The organism is uncultured Maricaulis sp., assembly GCF_947259345.1.
GTDB lineage: Bacteria > Pseudomonadota > Alphaproteobacteria > Caulobacterales > Maricaulaceae > Maricaulis.
This window is the reverse complement of record NZ_CAMYLS010000027.1, coordinates 130,935-147,759: the sequence shown is the minus strand read 5'-3', so window position 1 is coordinate 147,759 and position 16,825 is coordinate 130,935. Positions and strand designations below refer to the sequence as shown.

At 62.7% G+C, this 16,825-nt stretch carries 20 protein-coding genes and 2 tRNA genes; 13 read left to right on the top strand and 9 right to left on the bottom strand.

Annotated features, from left to right (window positions below; all coding sequences use genetic code 11):
* Nucleotides 1-115 precede the first annotated feature (115 nt).
* The gene (locus Q0X62_RS12275; protein WP_297736141.1) at nt 116-1,573 is read left to right on the top strand and encodes a sodium:alanine symporter family protein; all 1,458 of its coding nucleotides are present in this window, start codon (nt 116-118) and stop codon (nt 1,571-1,573) included.
* 84 nt (nt 1,574-1,657) lie between these two features.
* On the opposite strand, the gene Q0X62_RS12270 is transcribed toward Q0X62_RS12275, so the two are convergent.
* On the bottom strand, nt 1,658-2,008 hold the full coding sequence (locus Q0X62_RS12270; protein ID WP_297736138.1) for a VanZ family protein: 351 nt from the start codon (nt 2,006-2,008) through the stop codon (nt 1,658-1,660).
* Nucleotides 2,009-2,069: 61 nt separating this feature from the next.
* Here Q0X62_RS12270 and bioB point away from each other — a divergent pair, with 61 nt between their 5' ends.
* The gene (gene bioB / locus Q0X62_RS12265; RefSeq protein WP_297736135.1) at nt 2,070-3,074 is read left to right on the top strand and encodes a biotin synthase BioB; all 1,005 of its coding nucleotides are present in this window, start codon (nt 2,070-2,072) and stop codon (nt 3,072-3,074) included.
* 29 nt (nt 3,075-3,103) lie between these two features.
* Nucleotides 3,104-3,385, top strand: coding sequence for a 4a-hydroxytetrahydrobiopterin dehydratase (locus Q0X62_RS12260; RefSeq protein WP_297736133.1), 282 nt, complete (start codon nt 3,104-3,106; stop codon nt 3,383-3,385).
* Between the two features lie 19 nt (nt 3,386-3,404).
* Here Q0X62_RS12260 and Q0X62_RS12255 read toward each other — a convergent pair whose 3' ends face one another.
* Nucleotides 3,405-3,857 (bottom strand): hypothetical protein, encoded by a 453-nt coding sequence (locus Q0X62_RS12255; RefSeq protein WP_297736130.1) that lies wholly within the window; start codon nt 3,855-3,857, stop codon nt 3,405-3,407.
* Between the two features lie 52 nt (nt 3,858-3,909).
* Nucleotides 3,910-4,536: a helix-turn-helix transcriptional regulator gene (locus tag Q0X62_RS12250; protein WP_297736127.1), complete on the bottom strand. Its 627-nt coding sequence runs from the start codon at nt 4,534-4,536 to the stop codon at nt 3,910-3,912.
* Nucleotides 4,537-4,766: 230 nt separating this feature from the next.
* Between Q0X62_RS12250 and Q0X62_RS12245 the strand changes: the two genes are divergently transcribed.
* Nucleotides 4,767-5,183 (top strand): response regulator, encoded by a 417-nt coding sequence (locus Q0X62_RS12245; RefSeq protein WP_297736124.1) that lies wholly within the window; start codon nt 4,767-4,769, stop codon nt 5,181-5,183.
* A gap of 215 nt (nt 5,184-5,398) precedes the next feature.
* On the opposite strand, the gene Q0X62_RS12240 is transcribed toward Q0X62_RS12245, so the two are convergent.
* Nucleotides 5,399-5,474, bottom strand: a tRNA-Ala gene (locus Q0X62_RS12240).
* 118 nt (nt 5,475-5,592) lie between these two features.
* On the opposite strand from Q0X62_RS12240, the gene Q0X62_RS12235 reads away from it, so the two are divergent.
* From Q0X62_RS12235 to Q0X62_RS12195, 9 genes are all read left to right on the top strand, one after another.
* The gene (locus Q0X62_RS12235) at nt 5,593-5,892 is read left to right on the top strand and encodes a YggT family protein (RefSeq protein WP_297736121.1); all 300 of its coding nucleotides are present in this window, start codon (nt 5,593-5,595) and stop codon (nt 5,890-5,892) included.
* Nucleotides 5,893-5,907: 15 nt separating this feature from the next.
* A complete protein-coding gene (locus Q0X62_RS12230) occupies nt 5,908-6,225 on the top strand; it encodes a DUF167 family protein (RefSeq protein WP_297736118.1) in 318 nt (105 codons plus the stop codon).
* On the top strand, nt 6,206-7,102 hold the full coding sequence (gene folD / locus Q0X62_RS12225) for a bifunctional methylenetetrahydrofolate dehydrogenase/methenyltetrahydrofolate cyclohydrolase FolD (protein ID WP_297736116.1): 897 nt from the start codon (nt 6,206-6,208) through the stop codon (nt 7,100-7,102). Before Q0X62_RS12230 ends, folD begins: the two co-directional genes overlap by 20 nt.
* Before the next feature lie 71 nt (nt 7,103-7,173).
* Entirely contained in the window at nt 7,174-7,590 is a 417-nt protein-coding gene (locus Q0X62_RS12220) for a response regulator (RefSeq protein WP_297736113.1), read from the top strand.
* 99 nt (nt 7,591-7,689) lie between these two features.
* Nucleotides 7,690-8,481: a TIGR00266 family protein gene (locus Q0X62_RS12215; protein WP_297736110.1), complete on the top strand. Its 792-nt coding sequence runs from the start codon at nt 7,690-7,692 to the stop codon at nt 8,479-8,481.
* 60 nt (nt 8,482-8,541) lie between these two features.
* Nucleotides 8,542-8,808, top strand: a complete 267-nt coding sequence (locus tag Q0X62_RS12210; protein ID WP_297736107.1) for a (2Fe-2S)-binding protein — start codon at nt 8,542-8,544, stop codon at nt 8,806-8,808.
* Between the two features lie 98 nt (nt 8,809-8,906).
* Entirely contained in the window at nt 8,907-9,386 is a 480-nt protein-coding gene (gene bfr, locus Q0X62_RS12205; protein WP_297736104.1) for a bacterioferritin, read from the top strand.
* Nucleotides 9,387-9,477: 91 nt separating this feature from the next.
* Entirely contained in the window at nt 9,478-10,170 is a 693-nt protein-coding gene (locus Q0X62_RS12200) for a DUF305 domain-containing protein (RefSeq protein WP_297736101.1), read from the top strand.
* A gap of 27 nt (nt 10,171-10,197) precedes the next feature.
* Complete coding sequence (locus Q0X62_RS12195) at nt 10,198-12,105, top strand: hypothetical protein (protein WP_297736098.1); 1,908 nt, start codon at nt 10,198-10,200, stop codon at nt 12,103-12,105.
* Nucleotides 12,106-12,154: 49 nt separating this feature from the next.
* Here the strand turns inward: Q0X62_RS12195 and yghU are convergent, their stop codons facing one another.
* From yghU to Q0X62_RS12170, 5 genes are all read right to left on the bottom strand, one after another.
* Nucleotides 12,155-13,009, bottom strand: coding sequence for a glutathione-dependent disulfide-bond oxidoreductase (yghU, locus tag Q0X62_RS12190; protein ID WP_297736096.1), 855 nt, complete (start codon nt 13,007-13,009; stop codon nt 12,155-12,157).
* Between the two features lie 201 nt (nt 13,010-13,210).
* A tRNA-Thr gene (locus Q0X62_RS12185) sits at nt 13,211-13,286 on the bottom strand.
* 91 nt (nt 13,287-13,377) lie between these two features.
* On the bottom strand, nt 13,378-14,037 hold the full coding sequence (gene udk, locus Q0X62_RS12180; RefSeq protein ID WP_297736093.1) for a uridine kinase: 660 nt from the start codon (nt 14,035-14,037) through the stop codon (nt 13,378-13,380).
* A complete protein-coding gene (locus tag Q0X62_RS12175; protein ID WP_297736090.1) occupies nt 14,034-15,491 on the bottom strand; it encodes a heme biosynthesis HemY N-terminal domain-containing protein in 1,458 nt (485 codons plus the stop codon). The genes udk and Q0X62_RS12175 overlap by 4 nt, the downstream gene beginning before the upstream one ends.
* Nucleotides 15,488-16,795, bottom strand: a complete 1,308-nt coding sequence (locus Q0X62_RS12170) for a hypothetical protein (protein ID WP_297736087.1) — start codon at nt 16,793-16,795, stop codon at nt 15,488-15,490. The genes Q0X62_RS12175 and Q0X62_RS12170 overlap by 4 nt, the downstream gene beginning before the upstream one ends.
* Nucleotides 16,796-16,825 lie beyond the last annotated feature (30 nt).

Here is a 16,825-nt window from a genome sequence, read left to right as displayed (position 1 = left end):
AGATGATCGCTCAACTTAACAAGTCCTCATGCGGCTGACATCCAGACGCAAAAAAGCCTTTCCACACCCCGCGACAAATTCCTAATGTGCGCCCAGCCATCAAATGGGGAGCGGCATGGACGTGATTTCTGGGTATGTCGATTTGGTCAATGGTTTCGTCTGGGGGCCACCAATGCTGGTGCTGCTGCTGGGCACCGGCCTTTATCTGACAATCGGGCTGAGATTCATGCCCTTGCGCAAGATCGGCTTCGCCTTTGGCGAACTGATCAAAGGACGCAAATCGGAAGGCGCCGGGGATGTCACCCCCTTCCAGGCACTCATGACGGCCCTGTCCTCCACCATCGGCACGGGGAATATTGCCGGTGTGGCCGTCGCCATCGCAATCGGTGGTCCGGGCGCCCTTTTCTGGATGTGGATGACGGCGCTGGTCGGTATGGCGACCAAATTTTCCGAAGGCGTTCTGGCGGTGAAATTCCGCGAGGTCGACGAAGGCGGACGCCGGGTCGGCGGGCCGATGTATTACATCAAGAACGGCATGGGCAAGAAGTGGGTCTGGCTCGGCGGACTGTTCGCCTTCTTCGGTGTGATGGCGGGCCTCGGAACAGGCAACGCAATCCAGACGGCTGAGGTCGTCCGCACGGTCGGCGACACCTATGGCGTCGAATACTATATCACCGGTGGCGTGATCGCCTTGCTGGCCGGCATGGTCATCCTCGGCGGCATCAAGCGGATTGCCAGCGTGGCCGAAAAAGTCGTGCCGACCATGGCCATCGTCTATATCGCACTCGGCCTGGTGGTCGTGGTGATCAATATCGAGGCCGTACCGGCCGCGCTCGCCAGCATTTTCTCCCACGCTTTCGGCTTTGGTGCAGCAGCGGGCGGATTCTCCGGCGCACTCCTGATGCTGGCCATGCAGCGCGGTGTTGCACGCGGCATCTTCTCCAACGAGGCGGGCCAGGGCTCCGCGCCCATCGCGCACGCCGCGGCGCAGAATGATGATCCGGTCGACCAGGGTATCATCGCCATGCTGGGCACGTTCATTGATACCATCATGGTGTGCTCGATCACGGGTCTCGCCATCCTCACTTCGGGCGTCATCCCGAGCGAGTGTGATGCCGGCCTGATCGCCCTCGGCGGCAATGTTCCGGAGGTTTGCGACACGGGCGCCCGCATCACAACGGCCGCCTTCGCCGACGCCCTTCCCGGCTTCGGTGATCATTTCGTCACCTGGGCCCTGGCCCTGTTCGCCTTCACCACCATTCTCGGCTGGTCCTATTATGGCGAGCGGTGTGCGGAATACCTGCTCGGCGAGAAGATCATCCTGCCTTTCCGCATTGCCTGGATCGGCATGATCCTGGGAGCCACCTTCCTGCTTTATGCCGGCGATAACGTCACCCAGCTTATGAATACCGTGTGGCTGACGACGGATACGCTGACCGGCCTGATGGCGGCGCCAAACCTGATTGCACTGCTGGTCCTGTCGCCCCTGGTCTTCAAGATGACCAAGGCCTATTTCGAGAAGCTTGAAAAAGGTGTTGATCCGAACGCTGAAGACGAGACGCCTTCGGCCTGATCGGGCCAGGCGCTGACATGGAAAGGGCTCCGCTTGGGCGGGGCCCTTTTCGATTCCGGGTCCGGCCGCCGGGCGAGGGTCGCGTCAGTGACGGGAGCGGGTTCCGGCCCACCAGGCGACGAGCAATCCGCAGATCACGCCAATGGCATCGGCAAGGAAATCGGCCAGTGACGCTGTTCGGCCTGAGCTGCCGATGTCCTGAAGCCACTCAATACCACCCCCATAGACTAGCAGAACAATCCCGGTGATTGAGCGCGCCAGGTTCGGGCAGGCGACGCGCGCAAGAATGGCCAACGCCATGAAGGCCGCAAAATGCTCCAGCTTGTCGGTGCCGAACAGGCGGGGCGGCAAGGCGGTTCCCGGTTGCAGGGCGAGGTCGGTGATGAGCACAATGGCGACCACGAACAGTAGTCGCGCGGCCCAGCGCAGTGTCATGTCTGGACGCGGCGCGCCGGTCTTCCTAGTTTCCGGTGTCATTTTTCGGGACTGATCTTCCATGAGCCTTTTGAACGATATCGACCAACTGACGCAGGTCCGGACGGACTGGACACGCGAAACGGCGGGCGAAATCTATCGCGCCCCGTTCAACGATCTCATCTTTGCCGCACAGTCCGTGCACAGGAAATGCCATCCGGCCAACCAGGTGCAGACCAGCCAGCTTCTGTCGATCAAGACGGGGGGCTGTGCCGAGGACTGCGGCTATTGCAATCAGTCCGCGCATTTCGACACCGGACTGAAAGCCTCCAAGCTGATGCCACTGGATGATGTCCTTGATGCGGCCAAAAAGGCCAAGGACGGAGGCGCGACGCGATTTTGCATGGGCGCTGCCTGGCGCGAGCTGAAAACGCGCGACGAGGACAAGATCTGCGACATGATCAGCGGCGTGAAGTCGATGGGCATGGAGACATGTGTCACGCTGGGCATGCTGACCGATGATCAGGCCGTCAAGCTGCGCGAAGCGGGCCTGGATTACTACAATCACAATCTGGATACCGCGCCGGAAGACTATGGCCGCGTCATCTCGACCCGGACTTATCAGGACCGGATCGACACCCTGTCCAGGGTTCGCGGCGCCGGCATTCATGTCTGCACCGGCGGGATTGTCGGCATGGGCGAAGACGAGGCGGCGCGGATCGGCCTGCTCACGGAGCTGGCCTCAATGGATCCGCATCCCGAAAGCGTGCCGATCAATCACCTGGTCGCGGTTCCGAACACGCCTTTGGGAGACAGCAAACCGCTCGACGGGATCGACTTCGTGCGCACCATTGCGACCGCGCGTATCCTGATGCCGCGCTCCATGGTCCGGCTGTCGGCCGGCCGCGAAGGCATGAGCCGCGAATTGCAGGCACTCTGCTTCCTGGCGGGCGCGAATTCCATTTTCGTCGGCGAGGAATTGCTGACCACGCCCAATCCGGAACAGCATGACGATTTCGACCTGTTCAAGGCACTGGGGATTGAGCCGATGACGCTGGGTGCCGACCGCTCGGTTCCCGCCGAATAGCCACGACCACGCGAAGCCGGGAGGCAGACATGAAGAGGATTGGCGCACAGGCCGCGTTGGAGCAGTTGGACGGCTGGGCTGCAGTGGACGGGCGCGACGCCATCCGCAAGGTCTTTGAGTTCACTGATTTCAACGAAGCATGGGGTTTTATGAGCCGCGTCGCCGTAAAGGCGGAGGCGATGGATCACCATCCGGAGTGGTTCAATGTCTGGAACAAGGTCGATGTCACGCTGGCAACGCACGATGCGGGCGGAGTGACCGCGCTCGATGTCGAGCTCGCCGATTTCATGGCCAGAATTTCCCGCCTTTGACGGTCAGGGTTTCGCGGCCTCAGTCGGCGTGGATGATAATCATCCCGATCAGAACTTCAGCGCCCTCCTGACCCAGCGTAATGTCGGTCGCTTCCTGGAGAATCTGGGCAATCCGGTCCGCGTCCGGCACCTCGCCAAAGCTGTAATGCATGCCGGTATAGATCGAGAGGGCCGAGACATAGGCATTCCGCAATCGCGGCATGTAACGCTCGACTCGATGCCGCAGACGTGAGTCCGAAATCTCAAGACCCGCTTCGATCTGCAGGAGACCGCGCGCCCGGCGGTTGGCCTGAACAGTCGCAGTCAGCGGCGGCAGGGGCATGTAGGTTTCGGATGAGGTGATCATCCTGTGCCGACCGTCCTCCGTCGACTCTCCGGATGCCGGCGGGCTCGCCAGGGCAGAGATGCCCGGAGCAACCAGGATCAGGATCAGGCCCAGCAGGGCCGGCAAGGTGCGGGCGATCAACGTCATGCCGCCGTATTAGCATCCGCCGGTAAAGGAAGCGTTCGCGTTCACGATCCGGCTAGACGGCCGGCGCACTTGGCGATCCGGAGCCTAGCCGGTGCAATTGTAGCGGCGTATCGCGCAATTGAAGCTTGGTCTGATATTCCGCGGCAGCGAGCGGTGCCATCTCGCAGTGGACATACCACCCGCCGGCGTCGGACCGGATCGGGGTGAGGATGCCATGCCAATAATTCACCTGCTCGTCGATGGAGGCCTTCCACAGGGCATCAATCGCGAGAACCTCACCGTCAAATATTCCGCTTCTCAGCGTTTCCATGATCAGCGCTTCACCATTGCGGCTGACCGCCTTGCGGACGGTCTGGCCAACATCGATCTGGCGAAATTGAGGGTGTTCCCGAAAGCCTTGCGAAAGCGCGACATATCGAACCGTGTCGATGTCCGGCTGCACAAGGCATGCGACATGGGGATTGAAACGGATTGTCGTCAAAAACCCGTCAAACAGACTGCGATTGCCGGGTCGCTCGATCAGCGCACGGATCGAGCTGAGGATATCCGGGTGCGGCGTCGCGGTCCCGGCCTCGATCCGCGACACTTGCGGCTGACTGATACCAAGCTGTTCAGCCAGGTTTTTCTGGTTGACCCGGGTCCGTGCCCGAAAATCACGTAGTGCCTTGCCCCAGTCCAAAGCCGGTCCCCCAAATGCCCCCTAAATCATCACTAAAAGTAGGTGTATAAGGTAGGGCTCAACGGGCAAGCCCAAAACCCAGCTTGATGTGAGCTGGAACACAGGCAAGTCGCGCCAGCATCTGTCAGCATGGCGCCGTCTCTCCGTGCGCGGTCTCGCCGATTTGCGCATTGGCGTGCGGATTTGCGAGCATTTCGAACCTGCTCGCGCTGCTGGATGTGAGTGTGCGCATGAAATCCGTTTTGTTGGTCGAGGATTGTGAAGACGATATTGACCTGGTGCGGGCCGCTTTCGAGCGATATTCCAATGCGGTGCGGCTCGAGACTGCCCGTTCCGGCGAAGCCGCGCTTGACCTGTTGCGCTGTCGGCAGGTCAGTGATCCTCCCAAGCTCCCGGTCTGTATCCTGCTCGACATGTGCATGACGCAGGGTGACGGACTCTGGTTGCTGAGGGGACTTGAGGACACGCCGGGCCTGCGGGATATCCCGGTCATGGTGATGAGCGAGACCGGGGACATGCTCGGCCCGGCGCGCACTTTCGGCAATGTCGTGGGGGCCTCTCAGAAGCCGGCCCGCCAACACGATTTCCGCAAACTGGTCGAGGATCTGGCCCGACTCGCGGGGGCCATGCCGCAATTGGTTGGCTGACCAGGGCGTCGTTCGGCTGTTATTGAAACATTGCCGCCAAGCCCTCCGCCGCTCCGGGTACGTGCTGCGGATGCCGTGCCACCCGAAGCCCGCAGGGGGGGAACCGAACGAACCCATATCGAGGCCGCAGGGTTCGCAAGCGCGACCGCGCGTCGGCCGGTCAGGCCGCCCCATCGGAGGCGTCCGCGAAGCGGACTGCCGCGAGATCGGAGATTTGGTGGAGCCGAGGGGAATCGAACCCCTGACCTCGTCATTGCGAACGACGCGCTCTCCCAACTGAGCTACGGCCCCGAACCCAGCAGGCACGTACTTTTCTGCTGCTGCAGTGTCAAGCATGCGCCGCTGGACCTTCGCGCACATTGCGGGCTAGAAGCGAGGAAAGGCTAACGCTGGCGAAAGAAGGTTGTCCATGTCTCCGATCGACGGACTGATCATTTACATCATCCACCCGCTCCTCAACCTCCTGATGCTGGTTGTCATTGTCGGTGTCATCCTGAGCTGGCTGATCAGCTTCAATGTCGTGAACGGCCAGAACCAGTTCGTGGGCATGATCTGGCGCATGACCAATGCGATTACGGAACCATTGCTGGGCCCGATTCGGCGCGTCCTGCCGACCCTGGGCGGCATGGACTTTTCACCGATCATCCTGATCCTGCTCATCGGGTTCGTGCAGGGATATGTTCTCACGGAACTGGTCCGGCTCTTCTAGGTGATGCGGGTCGCGGTGTCCGATGACGCCGCGACGCTCCAAGTGCGGCTAACGCCCAATGCCTCACGCGACGGCATTGAATCCTGGCGTGTGGATGCGGCCGGCCAGAGCCACCTTGCCGCGCGGGTCCGGGCCATTCCCGAGAAGGGCAAGGCCAATGCAGCGCTGATTGCGCTGCTGGCCAAGCAATTGGCTATTCCCAAGCGCGACATTGATGTGATACGCGGCGCGACATCGCGTTTGAAGACAGTCCGGATCGCGGCCGAGGGGCCGGAACAGGCCCGGCTTGTCGCTCAGCTGGAGGCCTTCGCGGATGAGCGCAAACCTGATTGATGGCAAGGCGATTGCCGCCGAGATCGACGCCCGCGCCGGCGAAGTCGGGGCCGAACTGGCAAAGACATTGGGCCGTCCGCCCTGTCTTGCTGTGGTGCTGGTAGGCGATGATCCGGCCAGCGACGTCTATGTCCGCAACAAGGTCCGCCGTACCGAGGCTGCCGGTCTGACATCGATCGAGATTCGCAAGCCTGCTGACGTGAGCGAGGCCGAGATTGTCGAAATCGTCGAGGGGCTCAACCGGGATGACAGTGTCGACGGCATCCTCGTCCAGATGCCCCTGCCCGATCACATCGACGCCAATCGTGTCATCGGTCGCATCGACCCGGACAAGGATGTTGACGGGCTCACTGAAGTCAGCGCGGGGCGATTGGTGCTCGGCAAGCCGGGTCTGCGCCCGTGCACGCCGGCGGGCTGCGTCCTGCTGGCCGAGCGGACGCTTGGCGATCTGTCAGGCAAGTCGGTTGTCGTGGTCGGGCGCTCCATCCTGGTCGGCAAGCCGGCCGCGCTTCTCTTCCTCGAGAAGAATGCCACCGTCACAATTGCCCATTCCCGGACTGCAGACCTGCCGGCCTTGTGTCGGACTGCTGATATCCTCGTGCCGGCTGTGGGGCGGCCGGAAATGATCCGCGGCGATTGGGTCAAGCCGGGGGCGTGTGTCCTGGATGTCGGTATCAACCGCATCGCGGCGCCCGAGCGAGGTGATGGCAAGACGCGCCTTGTCGGGGATGCCGCCTTCGACGAAATCGTCGGCCATGCGGGCTGGATCACGCCGGTTCCGGGGGGAATCGGGCCGATGACGATTGCGATGCTGTTGAGAAATACCGTGATCGCGGCGGCGCTTAGAGCCGGCCAGCCGGTGCCGGGCGATTTTTAATTGCTCTTGCGCGGCTTTGTAAACGGTTCGATAACGCAACCTGCATAGAATATGAGCTGAGGGAGGAAAACATGAGTAACCAGGCTTTGCGCGTTCTGCATGTGGAAGACGATTTCGCGGATGCGATGCTCGTCCAGCACGCGGTCTGTGAAGCGGGTGATCTCGATATTTCCTTCGAGGTGGCACGAACGCTGAAAGACGCCAAGCGGTGCCTTTCCCGGTCCAGCTATGACCTCATCCTGCTCGATCTCCGACTGCCGGATTCCGTGCACCCCACCGATACGCTCGAGACAACGCAATCCTGTGCCGGCGACACACCGGTCATGATCCTGTCCGGGTCCATGATCGTGGACGAGAGCCATTTGCCCGACTGCATCTCGCGCGTCGACAAGAATGCCAGCTTCCGCAATCACAAGGGCGAGATGCCGGTCCATCTCGCGCATATGATCCGAGAAGCGGCCGAATCGGGCGATTTCCAGGCGATTTAGATTCCGACCTGTCGGTCACGACGCGACTCTGCCTGATTTTTCTTGTTCCTGATCAACGCCGCTCTAACCTGCCTCATCCAATGCGACAGGGAGAGCGCCATGAGTGATGCGGACGAGATCGACTACGAGATCGGCGGGTCGGATATTCAGTATGTGGAAATCGAACTTGATCCGGGTGAGAGCGTCGTCTCCGAAGCCGGTGCGATGATGTACAAGGCGCCCAGTATCGGCATGGAGGCCGTGTTCGGCGACGGCTCGCAGAAGAACAAGGGCGTCTGGGGCGCGCTCGCCGGAGCCGGCAAACGGCTGCTGACCGGCGAGAGCCTGTTCATGACGGTCTTCACCCACGGCGGTCAGGGCAAGGCCCGCGTCGCGTTTGCCGCGCCCTATCCCGGCACCATCATCCCGGTCCACCTGCCCGATCTCGGTGGCGAATTGATCTGTCAGAAGGACAGCTTTCTCGCAGCGGCCAAGGGGGTCTCCGTCGGTATCGCTCTTCAGAAACGCATCATGACCGGGCTGTTTGGTGGCGAGGGCTTTATCATGCAGCGACTCGAAGGGACCGGCTGGGTCTTTGTTCATGCCGGCGGCACACTGATTGAACGAGAACTCGCGGCCGGCGAAGAACTGCATGTCGATACCGGTTGCGTCGTCGCCTATACGCCGAGTGTCGATTTCGAAATCGAGCGCGCCGGCAATATCAAGTCGATGATCTTCGGTGGCGAAGGCGTCTTCTTTGCCCACCTCAAAGGACCCGGAAAAGTCTGGATCCAGTCCATGCCCTTCTCTCGCCTGGCCGGCCGTATCCTTGCCAATGTGCCGGTAACCGGCTCGGGCCAGGGTGAAGGCTCGGCGCTGGGCCCGCTCGGCTCGATCATGCGTGGCAACTAGTCCGAAGCCTCGACACACTTGTTATGCGTCGGGCGCACAGCCCCGCCCGGCGCATACATTATGCAGTTGACAGTCATTCGCATTCGCGGGAAAGATAATCTCAGGATCAACTGGAAATCGCGTCCGTCCATGTATGTCTGCATCTGCAACGCCCTGCGCGATCGCGACCTCAAGGCCGCCGCCGCCGATCCCTCGATCAAGGGTGCGGCCTGTGTCTTCAAGCGTTGCGACGCCAAGCCGAAATGCGGCCGATGCCTGCCTGATGTCGCCGACATGATCGCCGCCACCCGCATTGCACCGGACGGGATTGCGACCGCCGCGGAGTAGTCGCGAGCGAGACCCAGTTTCACTTGCAAACTTAGTGTTTTGGCTCTCCGTCGGCTTTCCGTAGAGTAGCGGCTCATGCTGCATACGGGAGAGACACCATGAAGGGCGATGCCAAGGTCATTGAGTTGCTGAACGGGGCGCTGAAGCTCGAGCTTGCTGCCGTGAACCAGTATTTCCTGCATGCGCGCATGTTCAAGGATTGGGGCTTCGCCAAGATCGCCAAGGTCGAGTACGAGGAATCGATCGACGAGATGAAGCATGCCGACATCCTGATCGAGCGTATCCTCTTCCTGGAGGGCCTGCCCAACGTCCAGGACCTGGCCAAGATCTATATCGGTGAGACACTCAAGGAATGCCTGGAGTGCGATCTCAAGGTCGAGCAACGCGCTCACCCCTTCTACAAGGAGGCGATCGCCTATTGCGAACAGGTGGGTGACTATGTCTCGCGCAAGATTTTCACCGACATCCTCGACAGCGAGGAAGAGCATATCGACTTCCTGGAGACCCAGCTCGGCCTGATCGAGAAGGTCGGCGAGGAACGCTATATGCAGTCGCAAATGGCCCCCGGCGAAGGCTGACCGCTGGGAGCTGAAGCGCACAGCTATTCCCCCGACCCGGCAAGCATGATTACATTCCCGTCATACGGGGCTGTGCCGGCGAGGGGAGTTCATGACGCATCTTGTCTTTGTCGCGGTTCTGGGGCTGTCCCTGGCCGCCGAAACGGGCTTTGCCAAAGCTCCGCCCATTTTCCAGCCGGGTGCTCCGGGAACAGGCGCGCGCACGCTGACGCCTGCTGAATCCGTCGGTCAGGCGCGGACAAGCCATACCGCCGGTGACGTCCGCTTCATGCAGCACATGATCGTTCATCACGGCCAGGCCGTTGAGATGGGCGCATTGGTCGCGAGCCGGACGGATAATCCGCAGATCGCGATGATGGCCGAGCGGATTGCGCTGTCGCAAAGCTCGGAGATCGAGATGATGCGCGCCTGGCTGCACCGCCGGGACCAGTCGCTGGAAATGCAGCATGACGGTCCGGGCCATGACGCAATGACGTCAGCTAATGGCGGGCACTCGATGGGCCACGAGGATCATGCGGAGGCACCGTCCGACATTCCCGTGATGGCGGGCATGCTGTCGCCGGCGCAGATGGTGGAGCTTGCCAATGCGCGTGAGGAGGATTTCGACCGTCTCTATCTGGTCGGAATGATCCACCATCACCAGGGCGCCATCAACATGGTTGAAGCCTTGCTGGCCGAGCCCGGCAATGGCGAAGACACACAATTATCTGAATTCCTGTCGGCCATCATTGCCGACCAATCCGCCGAGATTGCCCGCATGCGTGGCATCCTCGCCGGTCTTTGAATTTCATCGTTCCGAGGGGGCTACACGATGCCGAATTTCCGTTCCATGGTTTCACTCGCAGCATTGGGAGCAGCCCTGGCCGCCTGCTCCGCACCGGTCGAGGAGACCGCTGAGGCGCCGCCGTCCCGAGCGGATCTCGCGCCGGGAATTTTTGATGCGGAAAGCGTCATCTGGAATCTCGAAATGACAGCCTCGGTGCCCCCGCCGGACGGATTTTTTGACCGCGAAACAGCGATGATCCCGTTGAGCCTGCCAGCCGTGTCCGCAGATGAAGCCACAGCAGCGCTTGATGAGGCCCCGGTCGACGAGGCTGACATCGACGCCGAGGGAGACGCCGAAGCAGAAACCGACGCAGAACCGGCAGAGGACGAAGATACCGGGCCGGGCCTCCTGGCCTTCGCCAATTCGGACCTCGCCTTTACAGGCGACCGCGTCATCGTCGGCGGCTTCCATGGTTTCAACGTGTTTGACGCCGAAAACCCTGATGATCCGGAACATATTCTCTCGGTTGTCTGTCCCGGCGGCCAGGGCGACGTCTCCGTTCACGGTGATCTCGTCTTCTTCTCGACCGAACAGACGCGCGGCCGCCTCGATTGCGGCAACGGCGGTGTCGAGGCAGAGTCGAGTCCCGAGCGTTTTCTCGGCGTGAGAATTTTCGACATCAGTGATCTCAACGCCCCGCGCCAGGTGGCGGCTGTCCAGACCTGTCGTGGCTCTCACACCCACACCTTCGTGCCGCATCCAAGCGATGACCGCACGGCCTACATCTATGTGCAGGGCACAAGCAGCCCACGGCCGGACAGCGAACTCGCTGGCTGCAGTGGCGGCGAGCCGGACGAAAACCCGGATACCGCGCTTTATTCGATCGACATTATCGAAGTGCCGCTGGACACGCCCGAGCAGGCTGCCTTGATTGCGCGCCCGCGCATCTTCACGGACTATGAGACCGGCGAGATCGCAGGACTCTGGGCCGGCGGCGCCATGGAGGAGGGTGCGCAGGAAGCCAGCGCAACCGTGTCCTGTCACGATATTACCGTGTATCCCGAAATGAATCTCGCCGCCGGCGCCTGTGGCGGCAATGGCATCCTGCTGGACATCACCGATCCGGTGAATCCGCGTCGCATCTCGGACCTGGCCGATCCGAACATGGCCTACTGGCATTCGGCAACGTTCTCGAACGATGCCGACAAGGTGTTGTTCACGGATGAGTGGGGCGGCGGCCTTGGCGCGCGCTGCCAGTCAACGGATCCGGAAAACTGGGGTGCGGACATCATCGCCGATATTGTTGATGGCGAACTCCAGCGGCGCGGCTTCTTCAAGATCCCGGGCGAACAATCGGCGGTCGAGAATTGTGTCGCCCACAACGGCACACTCGTTCCGGTTCCGGGCCGCGATATCATGGTCCAGGGCTGGTATAGTGGCGGTCTGTCCGTCGTCGATTTCACAGACAGCAACAATCCGTACGAGATCGCCTTCTTCGACCGGGGTCCGCTCGGGGCGGACGCCTTGCGCGTTGCAGGCTATTGGGCAGCCTACTGGCATAATGGACGCATCTGGGCGCCGGAGATTGTCCGTGGCATGGACGTGTTCCGCCTCCAGCCGAGCGAGCATCTGACCGCGAACGAGATCGCAGCGGCCGAGCTGATCCGCTTCGACGAGGCCAATACCCAGACCCAACTGCATATTGAATGGCCGGACCAGCCCGTTGTCGCCCAGGCCTATCTCGATCAGATCGAGCGCGGAGACGCCTTGGGCGATGACGCGGTCGCGTCCATCCGTTCAACGCTGGATGCCTGGTCGGCAGGCGCGCCAGATAGTGAAGCCCTGGCCGCAGCAGCGGCCCTGGCGGCAGAGGCAGCCGGTGCATCAGGCCTCGTCCCGGCCGAAGCGCGTCGATTGAATGAGCTGGCAGCCCTGCTCAATCGCGTGGGCTGAGCAACAGGCGTGAGGCGGGGCGGCTCCGGGCGGCCCCGCCTGTATCTCTCTAGCCCATCTTGGCGTCGATATCGGCGGCTGAGTGGCGCTCGGGCACCTGATTGGCTTCCTCACCCCAGACCCGATTGACCTTGATGCCGCGCTTGACCGCAGGTCTGTCAGCGATCTCGGCGGCCCAACGCTGCACATGGGTATAGTCCTGCACCGACAGGAATTCGCCGGCCTCGTAGAGAACGCCGCGCGCCAGCGCGCCATACCAGGCCCAGACGGCCATGTCGGCGATCGAGTATTCCGCACCAGCCAGATAGGGGCGATCCGCCAGTGTTTTGTCGAGGACATCCATCTGGCGCTTCACCTCCATGGCGAAGCGGTCGATCGGATATTCCCACTTCTCCGGCGCATAGGCGTAGAAATGGCCAAAGCCACCGCCCAGATAGGGTGCAGACCCCATTTGCCAGAACAGCCAGTTCAGTGCTTCGGTCCGGCTCACGGTGTCTTTCGGCAGGAAGGCATCAAACTTCTCGGCGAGATAGAGCAGGATGGCACCGGACTCGAAGACCCGCGTCGGGGTCTCGGTGCTGCGATCCAACAGGGCCGGGATCTTCGAGTTGGGGTTGATCGACACAAAGCCGCTGGAGAACTGCTCACCCTCGGTGATCCGGATCAGCCAGGCGTCATACTCGGCATCGCCATGGCCGGCCGCGAGCAATTCCTCGAGCATGATCGTGACCTTCACACCATTCGGCGTGGCCAGCGAATAGAGCTGAAGCGGATGCTGCCCGGCCGGCAGATCCTTGTCATGGGTGGCTCCGGAGATGGGCCGGTTGATGCTGGCGAAACGCCCACCACTCTCACTGTCCCACGTCCACACTTTCGGCGGCACATACGCGCTGGTCTCGGTCATGAAGACCCCCTCATTGCTTGGACGGGTATGTAGGGAGTTTCGAGGCCCGGACAAGCGCGGGAGTTCATTCCGGCCTCCGGACGCGGATCCGGCGCGCGAGCGATACCGGACCCGAAGGGTTCGCAAGCGCGACCGCGCGTCGGCCGGCCAGGCCGCCCATTCGGAGGCGTGAGCGTAGCGAACCGTCGTGAGATCAGAAAATGGTGCCGCTTAGGTGACTCGAACACCTGACCTACGCATTACGAATGCGTTGCTCTACCAGCTGAGCTAAAGCGGCCCATTTGTGGGCTCCGATCCGTTACCGGTCCGAAGGCGGCGGAAACTACCCGCGAACGGAGCGGTCGGCAAGCCCTTCATCAGGGCAAAAATCAGCGGCCTGAAACCTGTCTGCGCAAGCGCTCCAGAACCGGTCTCGCCATGCCCTCGAAATCCGGCGGGCCCATATTGGTAATGATCAGGTCGGCGCCCGGTTTTTGCGGTTCCACGTGCTGCGTGTGCATCGGTTCCACGATGGTGTCGAACTGGTGTCTGACCGATTCCGGTGTCCGTCCGCGTTCGGCGACATCGCGCTTGAGGCGGCGCTCGAAGCGGACGGGCCGGGTCGCGGAAACATAGATGATCAGGTCGAAGAGATCAGCCAGCTCCGGGCTCGCGACCGCGTGAAGCCCTTCGACGATGATCACCGGTGCCGGCTCACAATGCAGTGTCTCTGCGTGGCGGCTGTGGGTGGCGAAATCATACTGCGGAATATCGACGCTGTGGCCGGCCTTCAACGATTTGAGGTCAGCGATCAGACGATCATGCTCCTTGGAGGCCGGCTCGTCGAAGTTGAAGGTCGCCGGATCGAAATCATCAAGCAGTGTCGCATCCAGGTAATAATCATCTTCCTTGATGACATAGGCGCCCGGTATGGCGTCCGCGATGGCATAGGCCAGTCGGGTCTTGCCGGAGGCCGAGCCGCCGACAATCGCGACCAGCGTTACATCGTCGTCGGTCACATCACCGCCGGGCACATCACCGCCTGTCACGCGGACGCCTCGTCATCCTCGTCCGGAACCCCGGGATCATCGGGCATGCGCGGCGGGGCATCAACAAATCGCGTGGATCGCGAGCTGGCCGCCTTGACCGGCCGCGGGGCATCGAGGAGGGCGGTTTCCGGCACCGCACCGGCCGCCCGCTCATAGCGTTCATAACGCGGATGGGTAAGGCGGTTCTCGTCGCCAAAAACATAGACCATCCGCTTCCAGTCATCCGGCGTGTAGGCAAAGAGACGGCCTTCCGGATCAATATCCGACCAGTCGGCATCGGCGCCGGCATGGGAGGCGCGCGTCATCCAGCGGCGTGCCAGCTCGTCCTTGCCATCCAACCGCGCCAGACGGGCGGCCAGGGCGCACAGGCGCGAGGACGGCGTGGTCTCGTCCAGCATGGGATCCAGCAAGGCCCGCGCGGACGGGGCATCCCCTTCCTCCAGCGCAGTCTGGATCAGGATGAGCCGGCTTTCGCGGTGTTCGGGATTGAGCGCGGCGAGTGTCTTCAGCCGCTCGAGGCGCTTGGCCTTGGTGTCGGACTTGCGCAAATCCTGGAAGGCCCTCGCCAGCGCGGGATGCGGCGCGGCGGCCCAGGCGGATTCCAGCACTTCCGAGGCGCGCTTGTGACGGCGGCCATCGGCGAGCAGGCGCGCAGCCAGGGCCGCCGCCGGCGCAAAACCGGCGGCGGCCTTGTGCGCGGAGACGGCGAGCTCGCGAGCGCTGTCGGCATCGCTGCTTTCGGTCTCGAGCGCGGCAGCCGTCAGCAATACCGCGCGGCGCCGGCGTGCGGTGTCCGGCGCCACGTGCTTGCGCTTCTCACCTTCGGTCAGGGTTGTCAGGGCATCCTGCCAGCGTCCCTTGGCGACCTGGGCATCAAACAGGGAATCGAACGCCCAGCGGGCGCCCTTGGCCTGCTGGAAGGCATCGGTGGCATGGTCGATCGTGGCACCGTGATCGCCGCGCTCAAGCGACAATTGAGCCAGGCCGCGCCGAGCGACGACGCGGGTGCGTTGATCGTCCAGCAGGGCTTCGTAATGGGTCTGGGCGCCATCGAGATTACCGGCGGCCTCGGCGGCGCGCGCGGCGAGAAGGCGGGAGAGCGCCGGGCGGTCCAGCAGGGCATCGGCCCGGGCGGCTTGTCGCACAGCCGCTTCGCCATCCCCCGCAGCAGAGGCGATCAAAGCCTTCTCCAACGCGTCATAGCCCTGCTCGCGGCGACGCCGCCCCATGAAGCCCTTCACCTTGTCCGGCGAGGTCCACAACAGATAAATGCCCCACCAGACCACCAGCATGAGAAAGGCAAAAAGGATCACGCCGCCGGCGGCGACGACGAAGGGCATTTCGGTCTCTACACCAAGAAACTCGAAACTGGCGCGGCCTGGATTGAGCGCGAGAAAAGCGCCCAATGCCGCCGTAAGAAGGGCGAATGAGACAGCCAGGATGAGGCGGATCATGTCGGGTCACTTCCCTGTTCGGCGGCGTCGGCCGCCAAGGCGTCACGCAGCGCTTGCAGGCGTTGATCCAGATCAAGGCGCGCGCGCGCCTGGAACAACCAGTCCCGTACCGTCTCGAGCGCGTCGCCTTCCAGACGCTCGGCGATGGTGACGGCGCCGACCAGATCGTCATCGGCCAACCGTCGCTCGGCAAGCGCGGTCATGGCGAGCGGACCGGTATCATTGTCATCGCCGTCCGTGCGCCGGACTTCGATCAGGCCGAAGAAGACCCGACCCGGCCCGGCCGCTTCACGAATGGCATCGCCCGGAAAGAGGGTGGCCAATTCGCCGATTGTCGGTACGCCGGTGCGTGAGTAGTCGGCCATGGCCGCGAGATCCGGCTGACCCCGCCAAAGTCGGGCCAGGGCCGCGCGCTCCGCCTCGAATCCGTCTCCAGTGCCGGCAATTTCGCGCAAGGCGGTCAGGGCCAGGGCACGGGCGGCGAGCTGTCGTGATGCCTGCCCCGTATCGGCTGGCGTCGCCGCAGCCGTCTGGGCCGCGTTTTCCGCCTGGTCGCGTGCACCTTCTGCCAGTCGTCGCACTGCCGCCAATTCGGTTTGAAGGCTCAGCAGATCCTGGCGGAGTTGTGCGATCACCGGGTCCGACTGCGCGGGTGCTGCCAGCGTATCCACTGACGCTTCGACAGCCACAATGCGGTCCGTGAGGGCTTGCAGGATTTGCGGATCAATGCCGGGACTGTCGGTTGCAGATTGGCTGGCCTCCAGCGCCTGCTGGGCACGGGCATCGGTCAGGGATTGCGCGGTCTCGAGCGCGGCGAGCCGGGCTTCCATCTCGGTGGGGTCAAAGGGGGCAACCGGGTCGCTTCCCGGCGGGACGACGCTCTCCAGACTGTCCAGCCGCGCCTCGATGGCGGACAGGTCGACGGGAACGTCGCCTGGATTGGGGGACGGAGCGTTCTCCAGAGCGGCGAGACGTTGCGCGATCGCTGAAACCTCATCAGCTATCGCGGCGACCGGGTCTTCGCCTTCGAGCGCGGCCAGACGCGTTTCCAGGCCTGTTATCTCGCTGGTCAGGGCCGCGCGCTCAGCGGCCGCGCCCGGTTCAGGCATGTCGGCGGCCGGTACATAGCGCGAGGCGGCAAAGCCGATGGCGCCGCCGGCAACGCTCGCGAGCAGGAAGACCAGGACAAGGCCAAGCGCCCCGCCGCCCTTGCGGGCAGGCTTGGTCGCCGGACGGCTGTCATCCGCCGGCTCGAACTCGGCATCGACGGGTTCGGGATCGAGAGTTTCGTTGGGATCAGCCATGACGGCCCATGATTCGCGCGAATTTGCGTC

Bases quoted from the DNA above. Each gene is read 5' to 3' on its own strand.
- Q0X62_RS12275 (WP_297736141.1), top strand. From the start codon at position 116: ATGGACGTGATTTCTGGGTATGTCGATTTGGTCAATGGTTTCGTCTGG.
- Q0X62_RS12210 (WP_297736107.1), top strand. From the start codon at position 8,542: ATGCAGTTGACAGTCATTCGCATTCGCGGGAAAGATAATCTCAGGATC.
- Q0X62_RS12255 (WP_297736130.1), bottom strand. From the start codon at position 3,857: ATGACGTTGATCGCCCGCACCTTGCCGGCCCTGCTGGGCCTGATCCTG.
- Q0X62_RS12195 (WP_297736098.1), top strand. From the start codon at position 10,198: ATGCCGAATTTCCGTTCCATGGTTTCACTCGCAGCATTGGGAGCAGCC.
- Q0X62_RS12215 (WP_297736110.1), top strand. From the start codon at position 7,690: ATGAGTGATGCGGACGAGATCGACTACGAGATCGGCGGGTCGGATATT.
- yghU (WP_297736096.1), bottom strand. From the start codon at position 13,009: ATGACCGAGACCAGCGCGTATGTGCCGCCGAAAGTGTGGACGTGGGAC.
- Q0X62_RS12260 (WP_297736133.1), top strand. From the start codon at position 3,104: ATGAAGAGGATTGGCGCACAGGCCGCGTTGGAGCAGTTGGACGGCTGG.
- Q0X62_RS12220 (WP_297736113.1), top strand. From the start codon at position 7,174: ATGAGTAACCAGGCTTTGCGCGTTCTGCATGTGGAAGACGATTTCGCG.
- folD (WP_297736116.1), top strand. From the start codon at position 6,206: ATGAGCGCAAACCTGATTGATGGCAAGGCGATTGCCGCCGAGATCGAC.
- Q0X62_RS12200 (WP_297736101.1), top strand. From the start codon at position 9,478: ATGACGCATCTTGTCTTTGTCGCGGTTCTGGGGCTGTCCCTGGCCGCC.
- bfr (WP_297736104.1), top strand. From the start codon at position 8,907: ATGAAGGGCGATGCCAAGGTCATTGAGTTGCTGAACGGGGCGCTGAAG.
- Q0X62_RS12245 (WP_297736124.1), top strand. From the start codon at position 4,767: ATGAAATCCGTTTTGTTGGTCGAGGATTGTGAAGACGATATTGACCTG.
- bioB (WP_297736135.1), top strand. From the start codon at position 2,070: ATGAGCCTTTTGAACGATATCGACCAACTGACGCAGGTCCGGACGGAC.
- Q0X62_RS12170 (WP_297736087.1), bottom strand. From the start codon at position 16,795: ATGGCTGATCCCAACGAAACTCTCGATCCCGAACCCGTCGATGCCGAG.
- Q0X62_RS12175 (WP_297736090.1), bottom strand. From the start codon at position 15,491: ATGATCCGCCTCATCCTGGCTGTCTCATTCGCCCTTCTTACGGCGGCA.
- Q0X62_RS12235 (WP_297736121.1), top strand. From the start codon at position 5,593: ATGTCTCCGATCGACGGACTGATCATTTACATCATCCACCCGCTCCTC.
- Q0X62_RS12270 (WP_297736138.1), bottom strand. From the start codon at position 2,008: ATGACACTGCGCTGGGCCGCGCGACTACTGTTCGTGGTCGCCATTGTG.